We start from the raw sequence: 17,931 nt of genomic DNA on the forward strand, positions 1-17,931 counted from the left end.
GCCCCACCAAGGGAGTACCGTTTAATCCGATGTCCTCCATCCGCGCCCTGGCCCTGGATCTGGCCGCCCGCAGCGACCGGCAGCTGCGGACACTGCTGGCCACCCGGCCTGACTTGTGCCATCCTGCGGTGCCGGATTTTCCCGCGCTGGCCGCCCGTGCCTGCACCCGGATCAGCCTCCAGCGGGCCCTGGAAAACCTCACCCGCCCCCAGCTGGACATGCTGGCGGCGGTGGTGCTGTCCACCAATGTGGACTCCGGCACGGCCGCGGACGCGGCCACCCTGCAGCCGCTGCTGCGCCCGGCGTCCGGCCGCGCCACGCTCAAGGAGCTGGACGGGTATCTGGCCGGCCTGCACGCGCTCGCCCTGCTGGTGCGCACCCCGCCGGCACCCTCCCGCCGCCACCGGGCCTACCTGCCGGTGACCAACCTGGACGAGGTGCTCGGACCGTATCCGGCCGGCTTGGGCCGCCCCTACCAGGTCCTGGCCAGCTCCAACCCGCAGACCGCCGACCGCCTCACGGCTGCCACCGCCGCCCTGCACCGGGCCGGCTACCCGGTAGAACCCATGGCCACCGGCACGGACGCCGCCGCGGAGCTGGAACGCTGGCTCGCCGACCCGCGGACCTGGCCGGCGCTGCTGTCCGAGGCCCCGGAAGCCACCGGGGCGCTGCTGCGGCAGTTCCGCCGCTCGCCGGTGGGCGCGGTACCGCACGCCGGCCGGATGCCGGAGCCCGGGTCCGGCGCCACCCCGGTGGACTGGCTGCTGGCCCGCGGCCTGCTGGTGCCGCTGGATGCCGCCCACGTTGAGCTGCCGCGCAGCGTCGGCCTGGCCGCCCGGCAGGGGGCCGTCGCCGAACCGTGGCTGACTGCACCGCCGCAGCCGGACGCACCCCGGGAGATCCGGGACAGCATCCGCGACAACGCGGCCTATTCGGCCGTGGCCGATACCCTGCGCATGGTCACCGGGCTGCTCGACCAGGTGCGCAGCAGCCCCGTCGCCACGCTGCGGGCCGGCGGCGTCGGCGTGCGCGAAGCCAGGCGGCTGGCCGAGGCGCTGCGCACCGACCCGGCCGACGCCGGCTGGCTGCTGGAGCTCGCAGCCGCCGCCGGACTCATCCGGCTGGACGTGGATACCTCCCGCTGGGTTGCCGCAGAGACGGACTTCGGGGCGCTGCCCCGCCACCTGCAGTGGCAGCTGCTGGCGGCGGCCTGGCTGGCGCTGCACCGTGCCCCGGCGCTGCTGGGCGAGGAACTGCCCTCCGGCAGCAGCATCAACCCGCTGGCCGCCGAGGCCTCGCGCCCGGATGCCCCCGCCGTCCGCCGCCGGCTGCTGGAATGCCTCGGGCAGCTGCAGCAGAGCTGGCGGCAGCCGGCTGCCGCCCGGTCCGGAACGAGCCCGGCCATCTCCGCCGCCGACGCCGTGGCCTACCTGGCCTGGCACCAGCCCCGGCTGCAGCGGCGGTTCGAGCGCCTGGTGCCGGGCATCCTGGCCGAAGCGGCGCGGCTGGGCCTGGTCGGCTCCGGCGCCCTCACCGAGCTGGGCGCGGCGCTGGCCGGCGGCGGGGTGGAGGAGGCTGCCGCGGTGCTCGAACGCGACCTGCCGGCACCGCTGGCCCATTTCCTGCTCCAGGCGGACCTGACCGCGGTGGCCCCGGGCTATCTCGAACCGGAGGTCGCCCGGGAGCTGGCCCTGCTCTCCGATGCCGAGGGGCAGGGCCCGGCGGCCATCTACCGCTTCTCCGCTGGCTCGCTCCGGCGCGCCCTCGATGCCGGCCGCGACGGGACCGGCATCCTGGACTTCCTGACCCGGCATGCGGCCACCGAGGTGCCGCAGCCGCTGCGCTACCTGGTCGAGGACACAGCCGCCCGGCACGGGACGCTGCGGGCCGGACCGGCCGGATCCTACCTGCGCAGCGATGACGAATCCGCCCTGGAGCAGCTGCTGGCGGATCCGCGCACCGCGCCGCTGGGACTGCGGCGGCTGGCCCCGACCGTGCTGGTCGCCCGGGCCGGCGGCCGCGAACTGCTGCAGACCCTGCGCGGGCTGGGCTACAGTCCGGCGCCTGAAGCGCACGACGGCGCGGAGGCCGGCAGCGCGGCGCATCCGGACATGGTGTTTTCCGGACCTGCGCGTACCGGCGCGGCGCTTCCGGGCACGGCCGCCGGCCGGGAGGCGGGCAGCGCGCCAGCCGGCACCGGCGCGGCGTCGTTCCCGGTCCGGACGAACCCCTGGGCGCCGACCGGTGAACAGCTGGACCAGCAGCTGGCCCTGCTGCGCGGCTCCGCCGCGGCCGGCAGCGCCGCCGGGGTGGAGGACGGACCGCTGCTGGGGCTGGAGACGCTGCGCACTGCCATCCGGCAGAAGCGGCCGGTGCGGATCGGCATCGTCGAACCGGGCGGTGACGAGCACCGCGAGGTGCTGCTGCCGCTGTCGGTGGGCGGGGGCCGGGTGCGCGTCTACGATCCGGACCGGCAAACCGAACGGGTAGTCCCCATCCACCGCGTGATGGACATCGAACTGGCCGAGCCCGCTGCTCCCGCGGGCGCGCAAACCACCAAGGAAAGGGCTGCAGATGGCTGACGGGCCGCTGATCGTGCAGAGCGACAAGACGATCCTGCTGGAGGTGGACCATGCCCAGGCAGACGAGGCCCGGCATGCCATCGCCGCCTTCGCCGAGCTGGAGCGCGCCCCCGAGCACATGCACTCCTACCGGATCACCCCGCTGGGGCTGTGGAACGCGCGTGCGGCCGGCCTCGATGCCGAACAGGTGCTGGACACGCTGCTGAGCTATTCACGGTTCCCGGTCCCGCACGCACTGCTGGTGGACATCGAGGAGACCATGTCCCGGTACGGCCGGCTGCGGCTGGAGAAGGACCCGCAGCACGGGCTGGTGCTGCGCACCAGCGACTATCCGGTACTCGAGGAAGTCATGCATGCGAAGAAGATCAAGCCGCTGCTGGGGCCGCGGATCGACGCCGAAACCACGGTGGTGCATTCCTCCCAGCGCGGCGCGCTGAAGCAGCTGCTGCTCAAGCTCGGCTGGCCCGCCGAGGACCTGGCCGGGTACGTGGACGGCACGCCGCACCCGATCGCACTGACCGAATCGCCGGGCACCGGCGAGGACGCCGTCCCCGGCCGGGACGGCTGGCGGCTGCGCCCGTACCAGAAGATGGCGGCGGAAAACTTCTGGGCCGGCGGCAGCGGCGTCGTCGTGCTGCCCTGCGGCGCCGGCAAGACGCTGGTGGGCGCCGCGGCCATGGCCACCTCGTCGACCACCACGCTCATCCTGGTCACGAACACCGTCTCCGCCCGGCAGTGGAAGGATGAACTGCTGCGCCGCACCAGCCTGACGGAGGACGAAATCGGCGAATATTCGGGGGCGCTCAAGGAGGTCCGGCCGGTCACCATCGCCACCTACCAGGTGCTCACCATGCGCCGCGGCGGACTGTACCCGCACCTGGAGCTGCTGGACGGGAACGACTGGGGGCTGATCATCTACGACGAGGTCCACCTGCTGCCGGCGCCGATCTTCCGGATGACCGCTGACCTGCAGGCACGCCGGCGGCTTGGGCTGACCGCCACGCTGGTGCGCGAGGACGGGCGCGAGGGCGAGGTCTTCTCGCTGATCGGGCCCAAGCGCTACGACGCCCCGTGGAAGGACATCGAGGCGCAGGGCTACATCGCGCCGGCGGACTGCGTGGAGGTCCGGGTGGACCTGCCGCGGGACGAGCGGGTGGCCTACGCGATGGCCGAGGACGCCGACAAATACCGGCTGTGCGCCGCCTCGGAGACCAAGTCCGCGGTGGTGGAGCAGCTGGCCGCCCGGCACCGCGGCGAGCAGCTGCTGGTGATCGGGCAGTACATCGACCAGCTGGACGAGCTGGCCGCGCGCCTGGACGCGCCGGTGATCAAGGGCGACACCTCCGTGAAGGAACGCCAGCGGCTCTTCGGCGAATTCCGCAGCGGAGCGCTGCAGACGCTGGTGGTGTCCAAGGTGGCCAACTTTTCCATCGACCTGCCCGAGGCCTCGGTGGCCATCCAGGTCTCCGGCTCCTTCGGCTCGCGGCAGGAAGAGGCCCAGCGGCTCGGCCGGCTGCTGCGGCCCAAGGCCGACGGCCGGGCCGCCCGGTTCTACACCGTGGTCGCCCGGGACACGCTGGATCAGGACTACGCAGCCAAACGCCAGCGCTTCCTGGCCGAGCAGGGCTACGCGTATACGATCCTGGACGCCAAGGACATCAGCAAGGCCTGAACCGGCGGTCGTGGAGTACCAAGCTGACTGTAGGGTTGCTCCCAATCAGCTTGCAGAAAACTCCCAGAAACTGAGAGGACACTAGGAATCGTGAAAAAGACCGGATCTGAAGCGAAGCTGCTGGTAGTCGACGACGAGCCGAACATCCGCGAACTGCTCTCGACTTCGCTGCGGTTTGCCGGGTTCGACGTCGTCGCCGCGGCCAACGGCCGCGAAGCCCTCGCCGCGGCCGAGGAGCACAATCCGGATCTGGCGGTGCTGGACGTGATGCTGCCCGACATGGACGGCTTCACCGTCACCCGGCGCCTGCGAGCCGCCGGCCGGCATTTCCCGGTGGTCTTCCTCACCGCCCGCGACGACACCGAGGACAAGGTCACCGGCCTGACCGTGGGCGGGGACGACTACGTCACCAAGCCCTTCAGCCTCGATGAGGTGGTGGCCCGCATCCGGGCCGTACTGCGCCGGACCCAGCCGCTGCTCGAGGACGATGCGGTCATCCAGGTCGACGACCTGGAACTGGACGACGACGCGCACGAAGTGCGCCGCAACGGCGAGGTCATCGACCTCTCCCCCACCGAATTCAAGCTGCTGCGCTACCTGATGCTCAACCCCAACCGCGTGCTGTCCAAGGCCCAGATCCTGGACCACGTGTGGGAATACGATTTCAACGGGGACGCGTCCATTGTGGAGTCCTATATTTCCTACCTGCGGCGCAAGATCGATGCGAACCCTGACCTGCCGGCCCTGATCCAGACCAAAAGGGGTGTCGGGTACCTGCTTCGCTCCTCCGAGAGACGCTGACTGTGGTCCACGTGTGGAAGTCGATCTCGCTGCGCACCCAGTTGGTGGCGATCCTGTGCATCCTGATGATCGCCACGATCGGCATGACCTCGCTGCTGACCATCACCTTCCTGCGCGACAGCATGGTCCAGCGGATGGACGACGATATCTGGAACAACGCGCGGAATGTCTCGTCCTGGCTCATCCAGAACCAGACGGCAGGCACCCCGACCTCCACCCAAAACAGCTATTACGGCGTGCTCATGGATGCGTCCGGGACGCGGCTGCGCGAGTCCCGGGTGGAAGACGGCGACGTCGACACCCCGATCATCTCCGGAATGACCATCCAGCAGGTGCTGGCCCTGGACCACAGGCCCTTCGATGTGCACGGCACCAGCCCCAGCAGCGAAGGGTGGCGGGTGCGCGTGTTCGCGATCGCCGGCGGCGCCAGCGTCGCCGTCGCCCTGCCCTTCGCGCCCGTGAACAATACCGTGGACGCCCTCGCCGCGCTCAGCCTGAGCATCGGCCTGATCTTCACGTTCGTGGCCTGCGCGATCGCCTGGCTGGCCGTCACCCGGGCGTTCCAGCCGCTGAGCACGGTGGAGAAGACCGCGGCGGCCATCGCCGCCGGCGACCTGTCCCGACGGGTGGAGGTGGTCAATCCGACCACCGAAATCGGCCGGCTCTCCGGCTCGCTGAACGCGATGCTGGCCCACATCGAAACCGCCTTCGCCGTCCGCGGGGCCTCCGAACAAAAGATGCGCCGGTTCGTGGCCGATGCCTCACACGAACTGCGGACCCCGCTGGTGACCATCCGCGGTTTCTCCGAACTGTACCGCCACGGCGCCCTGCGGACCGAGGAGGACGTGGCCGCCGCCATGGGGCGGATCGAGGCAGAGGCCAAGCGGATGGGCCAGCTCGTGGAGGACCTGCTCACACTCGCCCGCGTGGACGAGCAGCGGCCGCTGGAATCGAAGCCGCTGGACCTGCTGATGCTGGGCAACGACGCCGTGATGGACGCCAAGGCCAGCGCCCCGGACCGCCGGATCAGCGTGATCGGGCTCGACGGCGGTGCGCCGGAGCGGGCCCCGATTGTCGGCGACGAGGCGCGGCTGCGCCAGGTCATGGCGAACCTGCTCACCAACGCGCTGCGCTACACCCCGCCCGGCTCGCCGATCGAGGTTGCCACCGGCGTCGTCTCGGTGATCGACGACCGCAGGGACTCGGTGATCGAGGTCCGCGACCACGGTCCCGGGATCTCGGAAGATGAAGCCGCCCGGGTGTTCGAACGCTTCTACCGCGCCGACTCCTCCCGGCACCGCGAAACCGGCGGGACCGGACTCGGCCTGGCCATCGTCGCGGCCCTGGTGGCCCAGCATGACGGCTCGGTCCGGCTGCAGGAGACCGAGGGCGGCGGGGCGACCATGAGCATCAGGATCCCCTACCAGCCGCTGCCGGAGGATCAGGAAGCCGTCCTCGCCGGCTGACCGCACTCGTCCTCCACCGGGGCCGCCGGCGCGGGCTGCTCCACAGCGGCCGGGCCGCCCGTGGCCGCGGACCGCACCGGCCCGTAGCCTCGAAGCAGCTGGCCGGAAGGTGGCCGGTACCGACTACCGCGGAGGCAGGCCATGGCCGTTTTCCATGTCGACAGCGAAGCCCTGCAGGCCAAGAGCACGGCCGTCCAAGGCACCATCGGCCGGCTGCAGGCCGAGGTGGACACCATGCAGGCAGGCCTGCGCGAGCTGGAATCGCTCTGGAGCGGTCCGGCCTCGGCCAACTTCCAGCTGCTCATCACGCAGTGGCGGGCAACCCAGCTGAAAGTGGAGGAGTCGCTGGCGAGCATCAACACGGCGCTGGCCCATGCGTCGCAGCAGTATGCGCAGGCGGAGGCCGCCAATGCCCGGCTCTTCCTCGGCTGAGGCCCGGGCTACGCGCGTTCCGGGGTGCCCTGGTGGAAACGCAGCCGCCAGTGGCCCTCCTCCCGCAGCCACAGCGAGCTGCGCAGCGACGAGCCGGCGCGGCCGCGGCTGCGGTAGGTGACCAGGATGCTCTCCTCGCCGAGCCGCTCCACGGCCAGCAGATCCAGCTCGCTGCCGGCCGCAGGGGCCGTCTGCAGGGCGTTGATGATCTCCTCGCGCGTCCACATCCGCCCGCTCTCCCCGATTTCGGCGAAGTCCCGGTGCAGCAGCACGGCCATCCGGCCGAAGTCGGAGCGGGTTTCGGGCCGCAGCAGTTCCTCCTCCAGCGCCAGCACGAGGTGCTCGGGCTTGCCGTCCTCCTCGGGCCGGTCGGCATCGGGCAGTTCGGAGAACAGGTCGGGTTCGGCGGCCCCGGTTGCCGGCGGGACCGGTTCCGGCCGGGCCGGCCGGCCCGGCAATGCGGAGGCCGGCCCGGCGGCCGCGTTGGCACCGGTAAATCCCGGCCCGGCGGGCACCACGGTCCCCTGCTGATAGGCCGAGGCAACGGCCCGGGCGCGCACGTCGGCGGCCTCGTTCAGCTCATGGCCGGCATGCCCGCGGACCCACTCGAACTCGTAGCTGCGTCCCTTGACCGCCTCGTCGATCTGCTGCAGCAGGTCCACGTTCAGCACCGGCTTGCCATCGGCCTTCCGCCAGCCCTTCCGCTTCCAGCCGGGCATCCACTTCGACACGCAATTAATCACGTACTGGCTGTCGCACAGGATCCGCAGATGCTCTTCGGGAAGATGCGCGGTGGAACGGAGCAGGTCCAGCACGGCCATCAACTCGCCCTGGTTGTTCGTACCATGCGGCCAGCCGCCCGCTGCCCAGCAGTCGTCGTCGATATACCAAGCCCAGCCGGCCGGACCGGGATTGCCGAGCGCGGATCCGTCGGCGGCAGCAGTAATTGTCATGCTGTCCATCTTTTCAGATCGCCAGGCCGGGAAAGGGACATACGCTTGGTCCGTGGCCATACTGATCGATCCACCGCGCTGGCCGGCCCACGGCACGCTCTTCTCGCATCTGGTCTCGGACTCGTCGCTGGCCGAGCTGCACGAGTTCGCCGCCGCCGCCGGCATCCCGGAGCGCGCCTTCGACCTGGACCACTACGATGTGCCGGCCCGGCGCTACCAGGACCTGGTGGCCCGCGGGGCCAGCGAAGTCCCGGGCGGGGAGCTGGTGCGCAGGCTCGCCGCCAGCGGGCTGCGGATTCCGGCCCGCCGGCGCGGCAGCAAGCTGGAAACCGTGCTCCTGGACCATTGGGACCGCCTGCTGCCCGGCCACCCGGAGCTCGGCGGGCAGCTCGTGGCCCGCTGGGGCGAGGCCCACCGCTGCTACCACGACCGGACCCACCTGCTGGCGGTGCTCGAGGCCCTGCGGGCCCTGATCGGCGCCGGCGAAGATCCCGGACCGCAGCCGCGGGCCGTCTGGCTGGCGGCCTGGTTCCACGACGCCGTGTACAACGGCGCCGCCGGCCGGGACGAACAGGACTCGGCCCGGCTGGCCGCGGACCTGCTGGCGCGCGGCGGCTGCCCGGGCCGGGAAATCGAGGAAACGGTCCGCCTCGTCCTGCTCACCGCCACCCACCGGCCTCAGGAGCGGGACCTGGCCGGGGCGCTGCTGTGCGATGCGGACCTGTCGGTCCTGGGCCGCCCGCCGGCCGAATACCGGGAGTATGTGCAGGCGGTGAGGAAGGAGTACGCGCACGTTGGCGACGCCGATTTCGCCGCCGGCCGCGCCGCCGTCGTCCGCCACCTGCTGGAACTGGACCCGCTGTTCCGGACCGGGACGGCCCGCCGGCTCTGGCTGGCGCAGGCCAGGCAGAACCTGGCCGCCGAGCAGCGGCACTGGCACCGCGCCGGTTAACGCCGGAAGCACGGCCCCCGCAAGGGAACCGTGCTTCCGGCGTGGTGATCCGATGGACCGGGAGGCTTAGAAGCCGCCCATGCCACCCATCTCGTCGCCGCCCGGCATGGCCGGGGCAGCCTTCTCGGGCTTGTCGGCGACAACAGCCTCGGTGGTGAGGAACAGGCCGGCAATGGACGCCGCGTTCTGCAGGGCAGAGCGGGTCACCTTGACCGGGTCGTTCACACCGGCAGCCAGCAGGTCCTCGTACTCGCCGGTGGCAGCGTTCAGGCCGTGGCCGGCGGGCAGGCCGCGGACCTTGTCGGCCACAACGCCCGGCTCCATGCCGGCGTTGAAGGCGATCTGCTTCAGCGGAGCGTCGATGGCGACCTTGACGATGTTGGCGCCCGTTGCTTCGTCACCGATAAGGTTCAGGTTCGCGAACGCCTTGGCGCCAGCCTGGATCAGGGCAACGCCACCACCGGCGACGATGCCTTCCTCGACAGCAGCCTTGGCGTTGCGCACGGCATCTTCGATGCGGTGCTTGCGCTCCTTGAGCTCCACCTCGGTAGCGGCACCGGCCTTGATGACTGCAACGCCGCCGGCCAGCTTGGCCAGGCGCTCCTGCAGCTTCTCGCGGTCGTAGTCCGAATCGGAGTTCTCGATCTCGGCGCGGATCTGGTTGACGCGGCCTGCGATCTCCTCGGCGTCGCCGGCACCCTCGACGATGGTGGTCTCGTCTTTGGTGACAACAACCTTGCGGGCCTTGCCCAGCAGGTCCAGGGTCGCGTTCTCCAGCTTCAGGCCGACCTCTTCGGCGATGACCTGGCCGCCGGTCAGGATGGCGATGTCGGCCAGCTGGGCCTTGCGGCGGTCACCGAAGCCCGGAGCCTTGACGGCGACGGACTTGAAGGTGCCGCGGATCTTGTTGACAACCAGGGTGGCCAGAGCCTCGCCCTCGATGTCTTCGGCGATGATCAGCAGCGGCTTGCCCGACTGCATGACCTTTTCCAGAACGGCAACCAGATCCTTCACGCTGGAGATCTTGGAGTTGACGATCAGGATGTAGGGATCCTCCAGGACGGTCTCCTGGCGCTCCGCGTCGGTGACGAAGTAGCCGGAGATGAAGCCCTTGTCGAAGCGCATGCCCTCGGTGAGCTCGAGTTCGAGCCCGAAGGTGTTGGACTCCTCGACGGTGATGACGCCTTCCTTGCCGACCTTGTCCAGAGCCTCGGAGATCAGCTGGCCGATCTGGGTATCCCCGGCGGAGATGGACGCAGTAGCGGCGATCTCTTCCTTGGTCTCGATCTCCTTGGCGGAGGCGAGCAGCTCGGCGGTCACGGCGTCCACGGCCTTCTCGATGCCGCGCTTGAGGCTCAGCGGGTCGGCGCCGGCAGCAACGTTGCGCAGGCCTTCCTTGACCAGGGCCTGGGCCAGCACGGTCGCGGTGGTGGTACCGTCACCGGCGACGTCGTCGGTCTTCTTGGCAACTTCCTTGACGAGCTCGGCGCCGATCTTCTCGAACGGATCGTCCAGCTCGATTTCCTTGGCGATGGAGACACCGTCGTTGGTGATCGTGGGGGCGCCCCACTTCTTCTCGAGCACCACGTTGCGGCCACGCGGGCCGAGGGTGACCTTCACGGCGTCGGCGAGGATGTTCAGTCCACGCTCAAGGCCGCGGCGGGCCTCTTCATCAAAGCTAATGATCTTTGCCATAGCGGCTTAGGTCCCTTCTGGACAGTAGACTGCAGGCGCAATGCTGGACGGATCCAGACTGCATGGCCAGCTGCGGTGCCCGCGACGGCCGGACAGCGGCGGCGGCGATCTCTTTACGCCACACCCCTGTCCTCACCACAGTGACCAGGTGGTTCGCTCCTCCCCGCTTCCTGCCGACCCCCGCCTGGCGGGTTTCTTAGCAGTCGACCGGGAAGAGTGCTAAGTCAATAATTAGCACTCACCGGGGAGGAGTGCAACCAACAGCCACGCTTCCGCGCATGTGTGAAGCCACGGCGGTCCTGCCCCCGGGCCCGCCGGCAAAAGGGGGCCGCCGCCGGCGGGTCGAGGCCGGCTGCCGGCAGCACTTCGCTCTGCGCTTAACTGCTCCGCCGCGCAGCCGCCGGGCTTCAGGGTCCCCCGCCGCCGAATCAGGGCGTTCCCCCATGGTTTCCGCTGCCCGCCGGCCGTAGATTGATAGTCAGGACAGGAATCCCAGATCAAACCAAGGAGCCAGAGAATGTCCGAAAATCCGGACGCCAGCGATGCCCGCCAGGAACGTCCCGCGAATCCCACGGAGCCGGTTCCTCCTCAGGCCGCGAATCCCACCCTGCCGCTGTCCAAGCCCGAGGCCGGCGGCGCTGCAGGAACGGACCGCCCGCCCGTCCTGCCGGCCGGACCGCAGTCCCCCGGCGCCCAGCAGCAGCCCCCGTATGCCCAGCCCTACGGACAGCAGGATGCCTATGGCGCCCAGAACCCCTATGCCCCGCCGGCCGGGCCGCAGGACGGGCCGTACGCCCAGCCGTACCCGCAGCAGCCGTACTCCCAGCAGCCGTACTACGGCATTCCCGGACAGCCCTACAACGTGACCGGCTACGTGGAGCAGAAGTCCCGGCTGGTCGGCGGCCTGCTCGGCATCCTGCTGGGCGGCCTGGGCATCCACCGGTTCTACCTCGGCTACACGGCGATCGGCGTCCTGCAGATCGTGGTGACCTTCCTGACCTTTGGCTTCGGCGCCATCTGGGGCTTCATCGAGGGCATCATGATCCTGGTCGGCGCCGAGCCCTTCCGGCGCGACGCGCGCGGAGTCCCGTTGAAGGAGTAGCCGGCCGCGGCACCTCAACCGGCAGCCTGCCCGCACATGGGAGGCTGCCGGTGTTAAAGCTGCAGTGGCGGATGCAATCTCAGGAAGCGACCCGGACTTCTTCGGCCTGCGGGCCCTTCTGGCCCTCGCCGATCTCGAATTCGACCCGCTGGCCCTCTTCCAGGGCCCGGTAGCCCTCCATCTGGATCGCGGACCAGTGGACAAACACGTCCGTATCGGCCCCGTCCACGGTGATGAAGCCGTAGCCCTTCTCAGCGTTGAACCATTTAACCGTGCCTTGCGCCATCTTTCCCCCATAAATCGGTGTTTCCAGCCCAACCGGCCGGCTCCAGCCGGAAGGGGATGCTGACACTCTATCGACGGCGGCTTCCGGTGGCGCCGGGAGCGAAGGGAAAGTTATTGAGACGTAACCGGGCCGGCACCGGCCGGAGTGCCCGAGGTCCGGCTACTGGAATCCGGGACCCAGCACCACGGTCAGGCCGTCGGAGATCTCCCCCGGACCGGTCTGGCGGACGTCCCCGATGTTCAGCAACGCGGACAGTTCCTGCGCGTTCGCTTCCTGTCCGGGGTTGTAGAAGATCACCGAGCTCGCCAGTGTGGTGCCGGTCCAGTTGTCGACCCCGGCGATCTGCCAGCCCTTGGCCGAAACCGTGGCGGAGACGTCCGCACCCAGGCCGGCGGTCCCGGTGCCGTTGAGCACCAGCACCGGATCGCTCATGTCCGCCCCGGCCGGTTCTTCGGATTCGGCGGGGTCGGAACCCGCTTCCTCAGTGGGTTCCGAACTTGCTTCCTCGGTTGGGTCGGCGCTGGGGGCCGCCGTTTCCGCGGGGGTGGTTTCCGGCGCTGCCGTGGTGGCAGGCGCTGCTGTAGTGGCAGGCGCTGCCGTGGTGGCAGGCGCCGTCGGCTCGGCCGCCACCGATTCCGCGGTGCTGCCCGTGCCGAGCAGGGGCAGCACGAAGAATGAGAGCACGCCGACGGCCAGGGCCAGCCCCGCGGCAAGAATGACCAGGCCCAGCCTGCCGGCCTTCGGCGCTGCCATGGCGGCCCGGTGCACACCCTGGCGGTCGGAGGTTTCCGGGATCCGGTCAAACTCGTCTTGGGAGTAGTTGGTCATCGAAAGGTGCGTTCCTTGTGATCGGCGGGCGAGGGACGTCGAGCGGACTACGAATCCGAGCCCAGGCGGCGGGCGGTGCGGGCGCGCTGGCGGGAGGTGCGGAGCCTGCGCAGCCGCTTGACCAGCATCGGATCGTGCGCCAGGGCGTCCTCGGTATCAATCAGCGCATTGAGGACCTGGTAGTACTGCGTGGCGGACATATCGAACAGTTCGCGAATGGCCTGCTCCTTGGCACCGGAGTACTTCCACCACTGCCGTTCCAGCGCCAGCATTTTCTGGTCGCGCTCGCCGAGCTTGCTGGAGGAGTCCAGTTCCGCATCAAGGGCGAACTTGCGCGCTTCCGCGGATCCTGCCACGACTCACCATCACTTCCGTCTTGCCTCGCCTGCTGCTGCCCGGCTTCCGGCAGCCGCCCCAGGCCTGCCTTGCGGCCGGTGCTTGGGCGGCCCTGCAGGGAAACCGCCCTTCCCATGTTAGTTGCCGCGCTGCGGCCTGTCATTTGTGCCGGTCGCAACGGAGTGTTGCCCCGCGGGTGCTGCCGTGGCCCGGATGTCGGCGAAGATGTTGGGTATGGATAACGACGACGGCGCACTTTTTCCACTGCCGGACTTGCCTCCGGACCCGGACCCGGCGGAACCGTTTCCCTTCGCCTCCCCCGCAGCCCTGAGCGATGTGATGGACCCCGGCTGGGCCGACGCGCTGGCACCCGCCGAGCCGCTGCTCTGGGAAATTGCGGCCTTCCTGGAGTCCGAACGCTCGGCCGGAAAGCGGATCCTGCCTGCCCCCGCAAACATCCTGCGCGCCTTCCAGCGCCCGCTGTCCAAGGTCAAGGTACTGATCGTGGGCCAGGATCCCTACCCCACCCCCGGCCATCCCATCGGCCTGTCGTTCGCCGTCGAACGCCATGTCAGGCCCGTGCCGCGCAGCCTGGCCAATATCTTCCGCGAACTGCAGATGGACCTGGGCATCACCCCGCCGCTGCACGGGGACCTCTCGGCCTGGGCGGACCAGGGCGTGCTGCTGCTGAACCGGGTGCTCACCGTGCAGGCCGGCAAGTCCGGTTCCCACCGGAACAAGGGCTGGGAACCGGTCACGGAGCTGGCGGTCCGGGCGCTGGCCCGGCGTGGCGGGCCCCTGGTGGCCCTGCTGTGGGGGCGGGACGCCCAGCTGGTTGCCCCGCTGCTTGGCGCGGTGCCGCGGATTGAATCGGTGCATCCCAGCCCGCTGTCGGCCGGCCGCGGATTCTTCGGCTCCAAGCCGTTCAGCCGCGCCAATGAACTGCTCGCAAAACAGGGTGCCGGCCCGGTGGACTGGCGCCTGCCGCGCTGAGCACCGCTTCGCGGCGCCCGGCCCTGGCACCGGGAAGGGCTTAGGCTGGGATAGGACCATTTCCGACCGCAGGAGCCCAGCCCCATGACAGCACAGCCTGCCCCGCAGCCCGGGGCGCCGGCCCGTCCGCGCAAGCCCCAGACCAGCCTGCAGGTGCTGCGCACCGAACGGATTTCGGCGGACATGGTGCGGATCCATGCCGGCGGCCCGGAATTCGAGGCCTTCGCGGACAGGTACGCGGCCAAGGACGCCACCGACCAGTACATCAAGCTGTGGTTCGTGGACCCGGCACTCGGAGTACAGCTGCCGGTGGACGTTGCCGCACTCAAGGACGAGCTGACCGCCCAGGGCAGGACGGAGCAGCTGCCGGTCAGCCGGACCTATACCGTGCGCCGGGTAGACCGTGGGACCGGAGAGCTGGCCATTGACTTCGTGGTGCATGGGGACGAGGGGCTGGCCGGACCCTGGGCCGCCGCCGCCCAGCCCGGCGACTGGCTGATGTTCACCGGGCCCGGCGGCGCCTACGCACCCAGCCCCGAGGCCGACTGGTACCTGCTGGCCGGGGATGAATCGGCGCTGCCGGCCATCGGCGCGGCCGTGGACGCCCTGGCCCCGGAAGCTACCGGCCATGCCTTCATCGAGGTGGACTCGGCAGCCGATGTGCAGGACCTTGGCGGCCCGGCCGGACTCCAGCTGCACTGGCTCTTCCGCCACGGGACACCGGCCGGCACCACCACGCTGCTGCGCGAGGCCGTGGCCGGCCTGGACTGGCCCCAGGGCCGTGTCCAGGCCTTCGTCCACGGGGAGCGGGAAATGGTCAAGTCGCTGCGGGACGTGCTGTTCGTGGAGCACGGACTGGACCGCAAGCAGGTCTCCATCTCCGGCTACTGGGCGCTCGGCCGGGCCGAGGACGCCTTCCAGGCGGAAAAGCGGACCGAGATCGGCCAGATCATCCCCGCCGGCTACCCCGCCTGAGCGTTCAGCGGCCGCCGGCGCAAAAGGCCGGTAGGACGGTCAGCGCCGCCGGTTGCGCCGGCCCTCGTTGGAGCCCCAGCCGCGGGTGAGCGGGCGGGCAAGGTTGTCGCCCAGCACGGCCCCGCCGGCCATCGCCAGGATCACCGTCAGCGCGCTGAACAGCCCGAACAGGCCGGTAGTCGGATCATCCGGATGGACCGTCAGGATGTACATGGCCCGGAAAATGGCGAATCCGGGCAACAGGAAAAGCAGCGCGGGCACCGCCACGACCAGCTGCGGCGAGCCCATCTTCAGCGCCACCAGCCGGGCCGCGAAGCCAATGAACACTGCGGCCACGGCCGGGCTGAGCCGGTTCCCGAGGCCGCCCGCCTGGACCAGCGAATACATGACGAAGCCGAGCAGCGCCACCAGCGCAGTGGGCAGGATCATCGCCGGCCGGGTCTGCTCGGTGATGCAGACCAGCGCCGTGGCCAGCATCACCAGCACCGCCTGGACCATGACCGGGTACGCCCCTTGGCCGGGGTCCAGGACATCCGGCACACCGATCCCGACCAGCGAGCCGGCCACCAGGCCCACGGAGATGCCCGCGACCAGGGCGCCGAAAGTCAGGAAGGCCGAGAGGAAGCGCCCGGCCGCGGTGACCGGGAAGCCATTGATCGCATCCTGTACCGCCGATACCAGCCGCCCGGTGGGCAGCAGCATGATGATCCCGCCGGCGATCACGATCGCCGGACTGAGCGGGACGCTCAGCTGCCAGAAGGCCAGCGCCAGGAAGGTCACCAGGCAGGAGGCTGCCGCCGTCGTAAAGAAATCGGGAATGCGCCACTTGCCGAGCGTGCGCGAGGCCAGTTCCACCAGCACGCTGGTGAAGACGGCAACCAGCGAGGCCGCGACGCTGCCGCCGATGAAGGCCACGATGGTGCCGGCGAACGCGGCGCTGGCGGTCATCGCCATCCACCGGGCGTAGGGCTTGGGCCGGCGGGTGATCGATTTCAGCCGCTGCCGGGCCTCGGTGCGGTCGGCGTGGCCGCGGACGATGTCCGTCACCAGTTGGTGGACCTGGGACAGCCCGGCGTAGTTGCTGGTCCATGAGCGGACCACACGCATCACGGTCACGGGCACGGCGTCCGGCTTGGCGTAGTTGATCACGACGGACTGGTTGGTGATGTCCACTTCCACATCGCGCAGCCCGAACGCGGCGGTCACCGCGATGATGCTGGCCTCCACCTCCAGGGCCCCGGCCCCGTAGCGGAACATCGTCTCGGCCAGTTCCAGCGACAGGTCCAGGGTCTGCCGGGCGGACGCGTCCACTCCGCCGGCCTGGATCATGGGGTTCGCATAGGGGCTGCCGGCAAGCCGGTCCACGATGCTCAGCGGTGCGGTTGGCGGCGCCTCGCTCTGGACCAGCCGGCGCAGCATCCGCCGTGCGGCGGCGTTGTGCCGGGGCGGAGTGCGGGGGGCCTGGAGCGGGACGGTGCCGGCGGGCACCGGCTTCGTCTGCTTGGGCACGGGCCGGCGATTCTGGCGGGGCGGCTGCGGGGTCACGATCGGCAGCATGCCTACCGCCGGAGGCAGCGGCGGCTTGGATTTTCCGCTGCCCGTGTTCTCCTGCACTGTGCCTCCGCTCTGCTCATGGCTCTGCCGGCTATTTAATGGTCCCACACCGGCGGCCGCACGCCGACACCGCCCTCCCGGCGGCCACAGCCGCTAGACTTGATGCAAATGCATGGAAATGCACCAGAACCGCCGACCGGAAGGCACCATGGCACGCAAGATCGAACTCGGCCTCGACACGTTCGGGGATGTCACCTACGGCCCGGACGGGAAGCTGCTGCCGCCGGACCAGGTGCTGCGCAACGTCGTCGAGGAAGCCGTCCTGGCCGACGAACTGGGGTTGGACTTCATCGGCATCGGCGAACACCACCGCCAGGACTTCGCCGTGTCGGCCCCGGAGGTGGTCCTGGCCGCCATCGCCGGCAGGACCAGCCGCATCCGCCTGGGCTCGGCCGTAACGGTGCTCAGCTCGGACGACCCGGTCCGGGTGTTCCAGCGCTTCGCCACGCTCGACGCCGTCTCCAGCGGCCGCGCCGAGGTGATCCTGGGCCGCGGCTCCTTCACCGAGTCCTTCCCGCTGTTCGGTTTCGAACTGGACCAGTACGAGGAACTGTTCGAGGAAAAGCTGCACCTGTTCACCGAACTGCGCAAGGAGCAGCCGGTCAGCTGGGCCGGCAGCACCCGGCCGGCCCTGCGCGGACAGCAGGTCCAGCCGACCACTGCCTCGGGGTCCCTGCCGACCTGGATCGCCGTCGGCGGCACGCCGCAGTCGGTGGTCCGCGCCGCGCACTACGGGCTGCCGCTGATGCTGGCGATCATCGGCGGGGCACCGCTGAACTTCGCCCCGTTCGTGGACCTGTACAAGCGGGCCCTGGCCGAGTTCGGCCAGCCTGCGCTGCCCGTCGGCGCGCACTCCCCCGGCTATATCGCCGCCACCGACGAACAGGCCCGGGAAGAGATGTGGCCGCACTATGTCGAGATGCAGGAGCGCATCGGACGGGAGCGCGGCTGGGGACGGATGAGCCGCGCGCAGTTCGAGGCCGAGGCAGGCCCGGACGGCGCGCTGTTCGTCGGATCGCCTCAGACCGTGGCCAGCAAAATCGTCACGGTGGCCAAGGGCCTGGGGCTGTCCCGCTTCGACCTGAAGTACAGCCTGGGCACGCTGCCGCACGAACAACTGATGACCAGCATCGGCCTCTACGGCCGCGAGGTGGCCCCGGCGGTGCGTGAACAACTGGCCTGAAACGGGCCGTCAGCAACCGGCCGCAGGCCGCCCTTGACACCCCCGGGCACCGTTCTAACGT

General features: G+C 70.1%; 16 protein-coding genes. 10 read left to right on the forward strand and 6 right to left on the reverse strand.

Annotation, left to right across the window (positions count from 1 at the left end):
• Positions 1-29 precede the first annotated feature (29 nt).
• The 5 genes from LVY72_RS03840 (at position 30) to LVY72_RS03860 (ending at position 6,953) form a co-directional block, all read left to right on the forward strand.
• Positions 30-2,582, forward strand: a complete 2,553-nt coding sequence (locus LVY72_RS03840) for a helicase-associated domain-containing protein (protein WP_237818118.1) — start codon at positions 30-32, stop codon at positions 2,580-2,582.
• Positions 2,575-4,254 (forward strand): DNA repair helicase XPB, encoded by a 1,680-nt coding sequence (locus tag LVY72_RS03845; protein WP_237818119.1) that lies wholly within the window; start codon positions 2,575-2,577, stop codon positions 4,252-4,254. Before LVY72_RS03840 ends, LVY72_RS03845 begins: the two co-directional genes overlap by 8 nt.
• 90 nt (positions 4,255-4,344) lie before the next feature.
• A complete protein-coding gene (locus LVY72_RS03850; protein WP_237818120.1) occupies positions 4,345-5,055 on the forward strand; it encodes a response regulator transcription factor in 711 nt (236 codons plus the stop codon).
• 2 nt (positions 5,056-5,057) lie between these two features.
• Positions 5,058-6,521, forward strand: a complete 1,464-nt coding sequence (locus LVY72_RS03855; RefSeq protein ID WP_237818121.1) for a sensor histidine kinase — start codon at positions 5,058-5,060, stop codon at positions 6,519-6,521.
• A gap of 141 nt (positions 6,522-6,662) precedes the next feature.
• Positions 6,663-6,953: a WXG100 family type VII secretion target gene (locus LVY72_RS03860; protein ID WP_237818122.1), complete on the forward strand. Its 291-nt coding sequence runs from the start codon at positions 6,663-6,665 to the stop codon at positions 6,951-6,953.
• An 8-nt stretch (positions 6,954-6,961) separates the two neighbouring features.
• On the opposite strand, the gene LVY72_RS03865 is transcribed toward LVY72_RS03860, so the two are convergent.
• Positions 6,962-7,906: a ribonuclease HI family protein gene (locus LVY72_RS03865; protein ID WP_237818123.1), complete on the reverse strand. Its 945-nt coding sequence runs from the start codon at positions 7,904-7,906 to the stop codon at positions 6,962-6,964.
• A 52-nt stretch (positions 7,907-7,958) separates the two neighbouring features.
• Here LVY72_RS03865 and LVY72_RS03870 point away from each other — a divergent pair, with 52 nt between their 5' ends.
• Positions 7,959-8,858: a DUF4031 domain-containing protein gene (locus tag LVY72_RS03870; protein WP_237818124.1), complete on the forward strand. Its 900-nt coding sequence runs from the start codon at positions 7,959-7,961 to the stop codon at positions 8,856-8,858.
• A 66-nt stretch (positions 8,859-8,924) separates the two neighbouring features.
• Here the strand turns inward: LVY72_RS03870 and groL are convergent, their stop codons facing one another.
• Entirely contained in the window at positions 8,925-10,553 is a 1,629-nt protein-coding gene (groL, locus tag LVY72_RS03875) for a chaperonin GroEL (RefSeq protein WP_237818125.1), read from the reverse strand.
• A gap of 517 nt (positions 10,554-11,070) precedes the next feature.
• Between groL and LVY72_RS03880 the strand changes: the two genes are divergently transcribed.
• Positions 11,071-11,655 carry a TM2 domain-containing protein gene (locus tag LVY72_RS03880; RefSeq protein ID WP_237818126.1) on the forward strand — a complete coding sequence of 195 codons (585 nt, stop codon included), beginning with the start codon at positions 11,071-11,073 and terminating at the stop codon, positions 11,653-11,655.
• Positions 11,656-11,734: 79 nt separating this feature from the next.
• Here the strand turns inward: LVY72_RS03880 and LVY72_RS03885 are convergent, their stop codons facing one another.
• The 3 genes from LVY72_RS03885 to LVY72_RS03895 all read right to left on the reverse strand — a co-directional run bounded on the left by LVY72_RS03885 (position 11,735) and on the right by LVY72_RS03895 (position 13,125).
• Positions 11,735-11,941, reverse strand: a complete 207-nt coding sequence (locus LVY72_RS03885) for a cold-shock protein (protein WP_237818127.1) — start codon at positions 11,939-11,941, stop codon at positions 11,735-11,737.
• Between the two features lie 159 nt (positions 11,942-12,100).
• On the reverse strand, positions 12,101-12,769 hold the full coding sequence (locus LVY72_RS03890; protein ID WP_237818128.1) for a LytR C-terminal domain-containing protein: 669 nt from the start codon (positions 12,767-12,769) through the stop codon (positions 12,101-12,103).
• 47 nt (positions 12,770-12,816) lie between these two features.
• Complete coding sequence (locus LVY72_RS03895) at positions 12,817-13,125, reverse strand: DUF3263 domain-containing protein (protein ID WP_372463668.1); 309 nt, start codon at positions 13,123-13,125, stop codon at positions 12,817-12,819.
• A 214-nt stretch (positions 13,126-13,339) separates the two neighbouring features.
• Here LVY72_RS03895 and LVY72_RS03900 point away from each other — a divergent pair, with 214 nt between their 5' ends.
• Entirely contained in the window at positions 13,340-14,098 is a 759-nt protein-coding gene (locus LVY72_RS03900; protein WP_269092067.1) for a uracil-DNA glycosylase, read from the forward strand.
• Between the two features lie 84 nt (positions 14,099-14,182).
• Positions 14,183-15,073 (forward strand): siderophore-interacting protein, encoded by an 891-nt coding sequence (locus LVY72_RS03905; RefSeq protein WP_237818129.1) that lies wholly within the window; start codon positions 14,183-14,185, stop codon positions 15,071-15,073.
• A gap of 39 nt (positions 15,074-15,112) precedes the next feature.
• Here LVY72_RS03905 and LVY72_RS03910 read toward each other — a convergent pair whose 3' ends face one another.
• Positions 15,113-16,630: a threonine/serine exporter family protein gene (locus tag LVY72_RS03910; RefSeq protein WP_372463669.1), complete on the reverse strand. Its 1,518-nt coding sequence runs from the start codon at positions 16,628-16,630 to the stop codon at positions 15,113-15,115.
• A gap of 205 nt (positions 16,631-16,835) precedes the next feature.
• Here LVY72_RS03910 and LVY72_RS03915 point away from each other — a divergent pair, with 205 nt between their 5' ends.
• Entirely contained in the window at positions 16,836-17,870 is a 1,035-nt protein-coding gene (locus LVY72_RS03915) for an LLM class flavin-dependent oxidoreductase (RefSeq protein WP_237818179.1), read from the forward strand.
• Positions 17,871-17,931: the final 61 nt, after the last annotated feature.

Source organism: Arthrobacter hankyongi, assembly GCF_022012395.1.
Taxonomy (GTDB): Bacteria; Actinomycetota; Actinomycetes; order Actinomycetales; family Micrococcaceae; genus Crystallibacter; species Crystallibacter hankyongi.

Excerpts from the sequence above, each read along its gene's own strand:
- LVY72_RS03880 (WP_237818126.1), top strand. The coding sequence starts at position 11,071 with ATGTCCGAAAATCCGGACGCCAGCGATGCCCGCCAGGAACGTCCCGCG.
- LVY72_RS03890 (WP_237818128.1), bottom strand. The coding sequence starts at position 12,769 with ATGACCAACTACTCCCAAGACGAGTTTGACCGGATCCCGGAAACCTCC.
- LVY72_RS03900 (WP_269092067.1), top strand. The coding sequence starts at position 13,340 with ATGGATAACGACGACGGCGCACTTTTTCCACTGCCGGACTTGCCTCCG.
- groL (WP_237818125.1), bottom strand. The coding sequence starts at position 10,553 with ATGGCAAAGATCATTAGCTTTGATGAAGAGGCCCGCCGCGGCCTTGAG.
- LVY72_RS03840 (WP_237818118.1), top strand. The coding sequence starts at position 30 with ATGTCCTCCATCCGCGCCCTGGCCCTGGATCTGGCCGCCCGCAGCGAC.
- LVY72_RS03845 (WP_237818119.1), top strand. The coding sequence starts at position 2,575 with ATGGCTGACGGGCCGCTGATCGTGCAGAGCGACAAGACGATCCTGCTG.
- LVY72_RS03865 (WP_237818123.1), bottom strand. The coding sequence starts at position 7,906 with ATGACAATTACTGCTGCCGCCGACGGATCCGCGCTCGGCAATCCCGGT.
- LVY72_RS03860 (WP_237818122.1), top strand. The coding sequence starts at position 6,663 with ATGGCCGTTTTCCATGTCGACAGCGAAGCCCTGCAGGCCAAGAGCACG.
- LVY72_RS03905 (WP_237818129.1), top strand. The coding sequence starts at position 14,183 with ATGACAGCACAGCCTGCCCCGCAGCCCGGGGCGCCGGCCCGTCCGCGC.
- LVY72_RS03885 (WP_237818127.1), bottom strand. The coding sequence starts at position 11,941 with ATGGCGCAAGGCACGGTTAAATGGTTCAACGCTGAGAAGGGCTACGGC.
- LVY72_RS03915 (WP_237818179.1), top strand. The coding sequence starts at position 16,836 with ATGGCACGCAAGATCGAACTCGGCCTCGACACGTTCGGGGATGTCACC.
- LVY72_RS03910 (WP_372463669.1), bottom strand. The coding sequence starts at position 16,630 with ATGCTGCCGATCGTGACCCCGCAGCCGCCCCGCCAGAATCGCCGGCCC.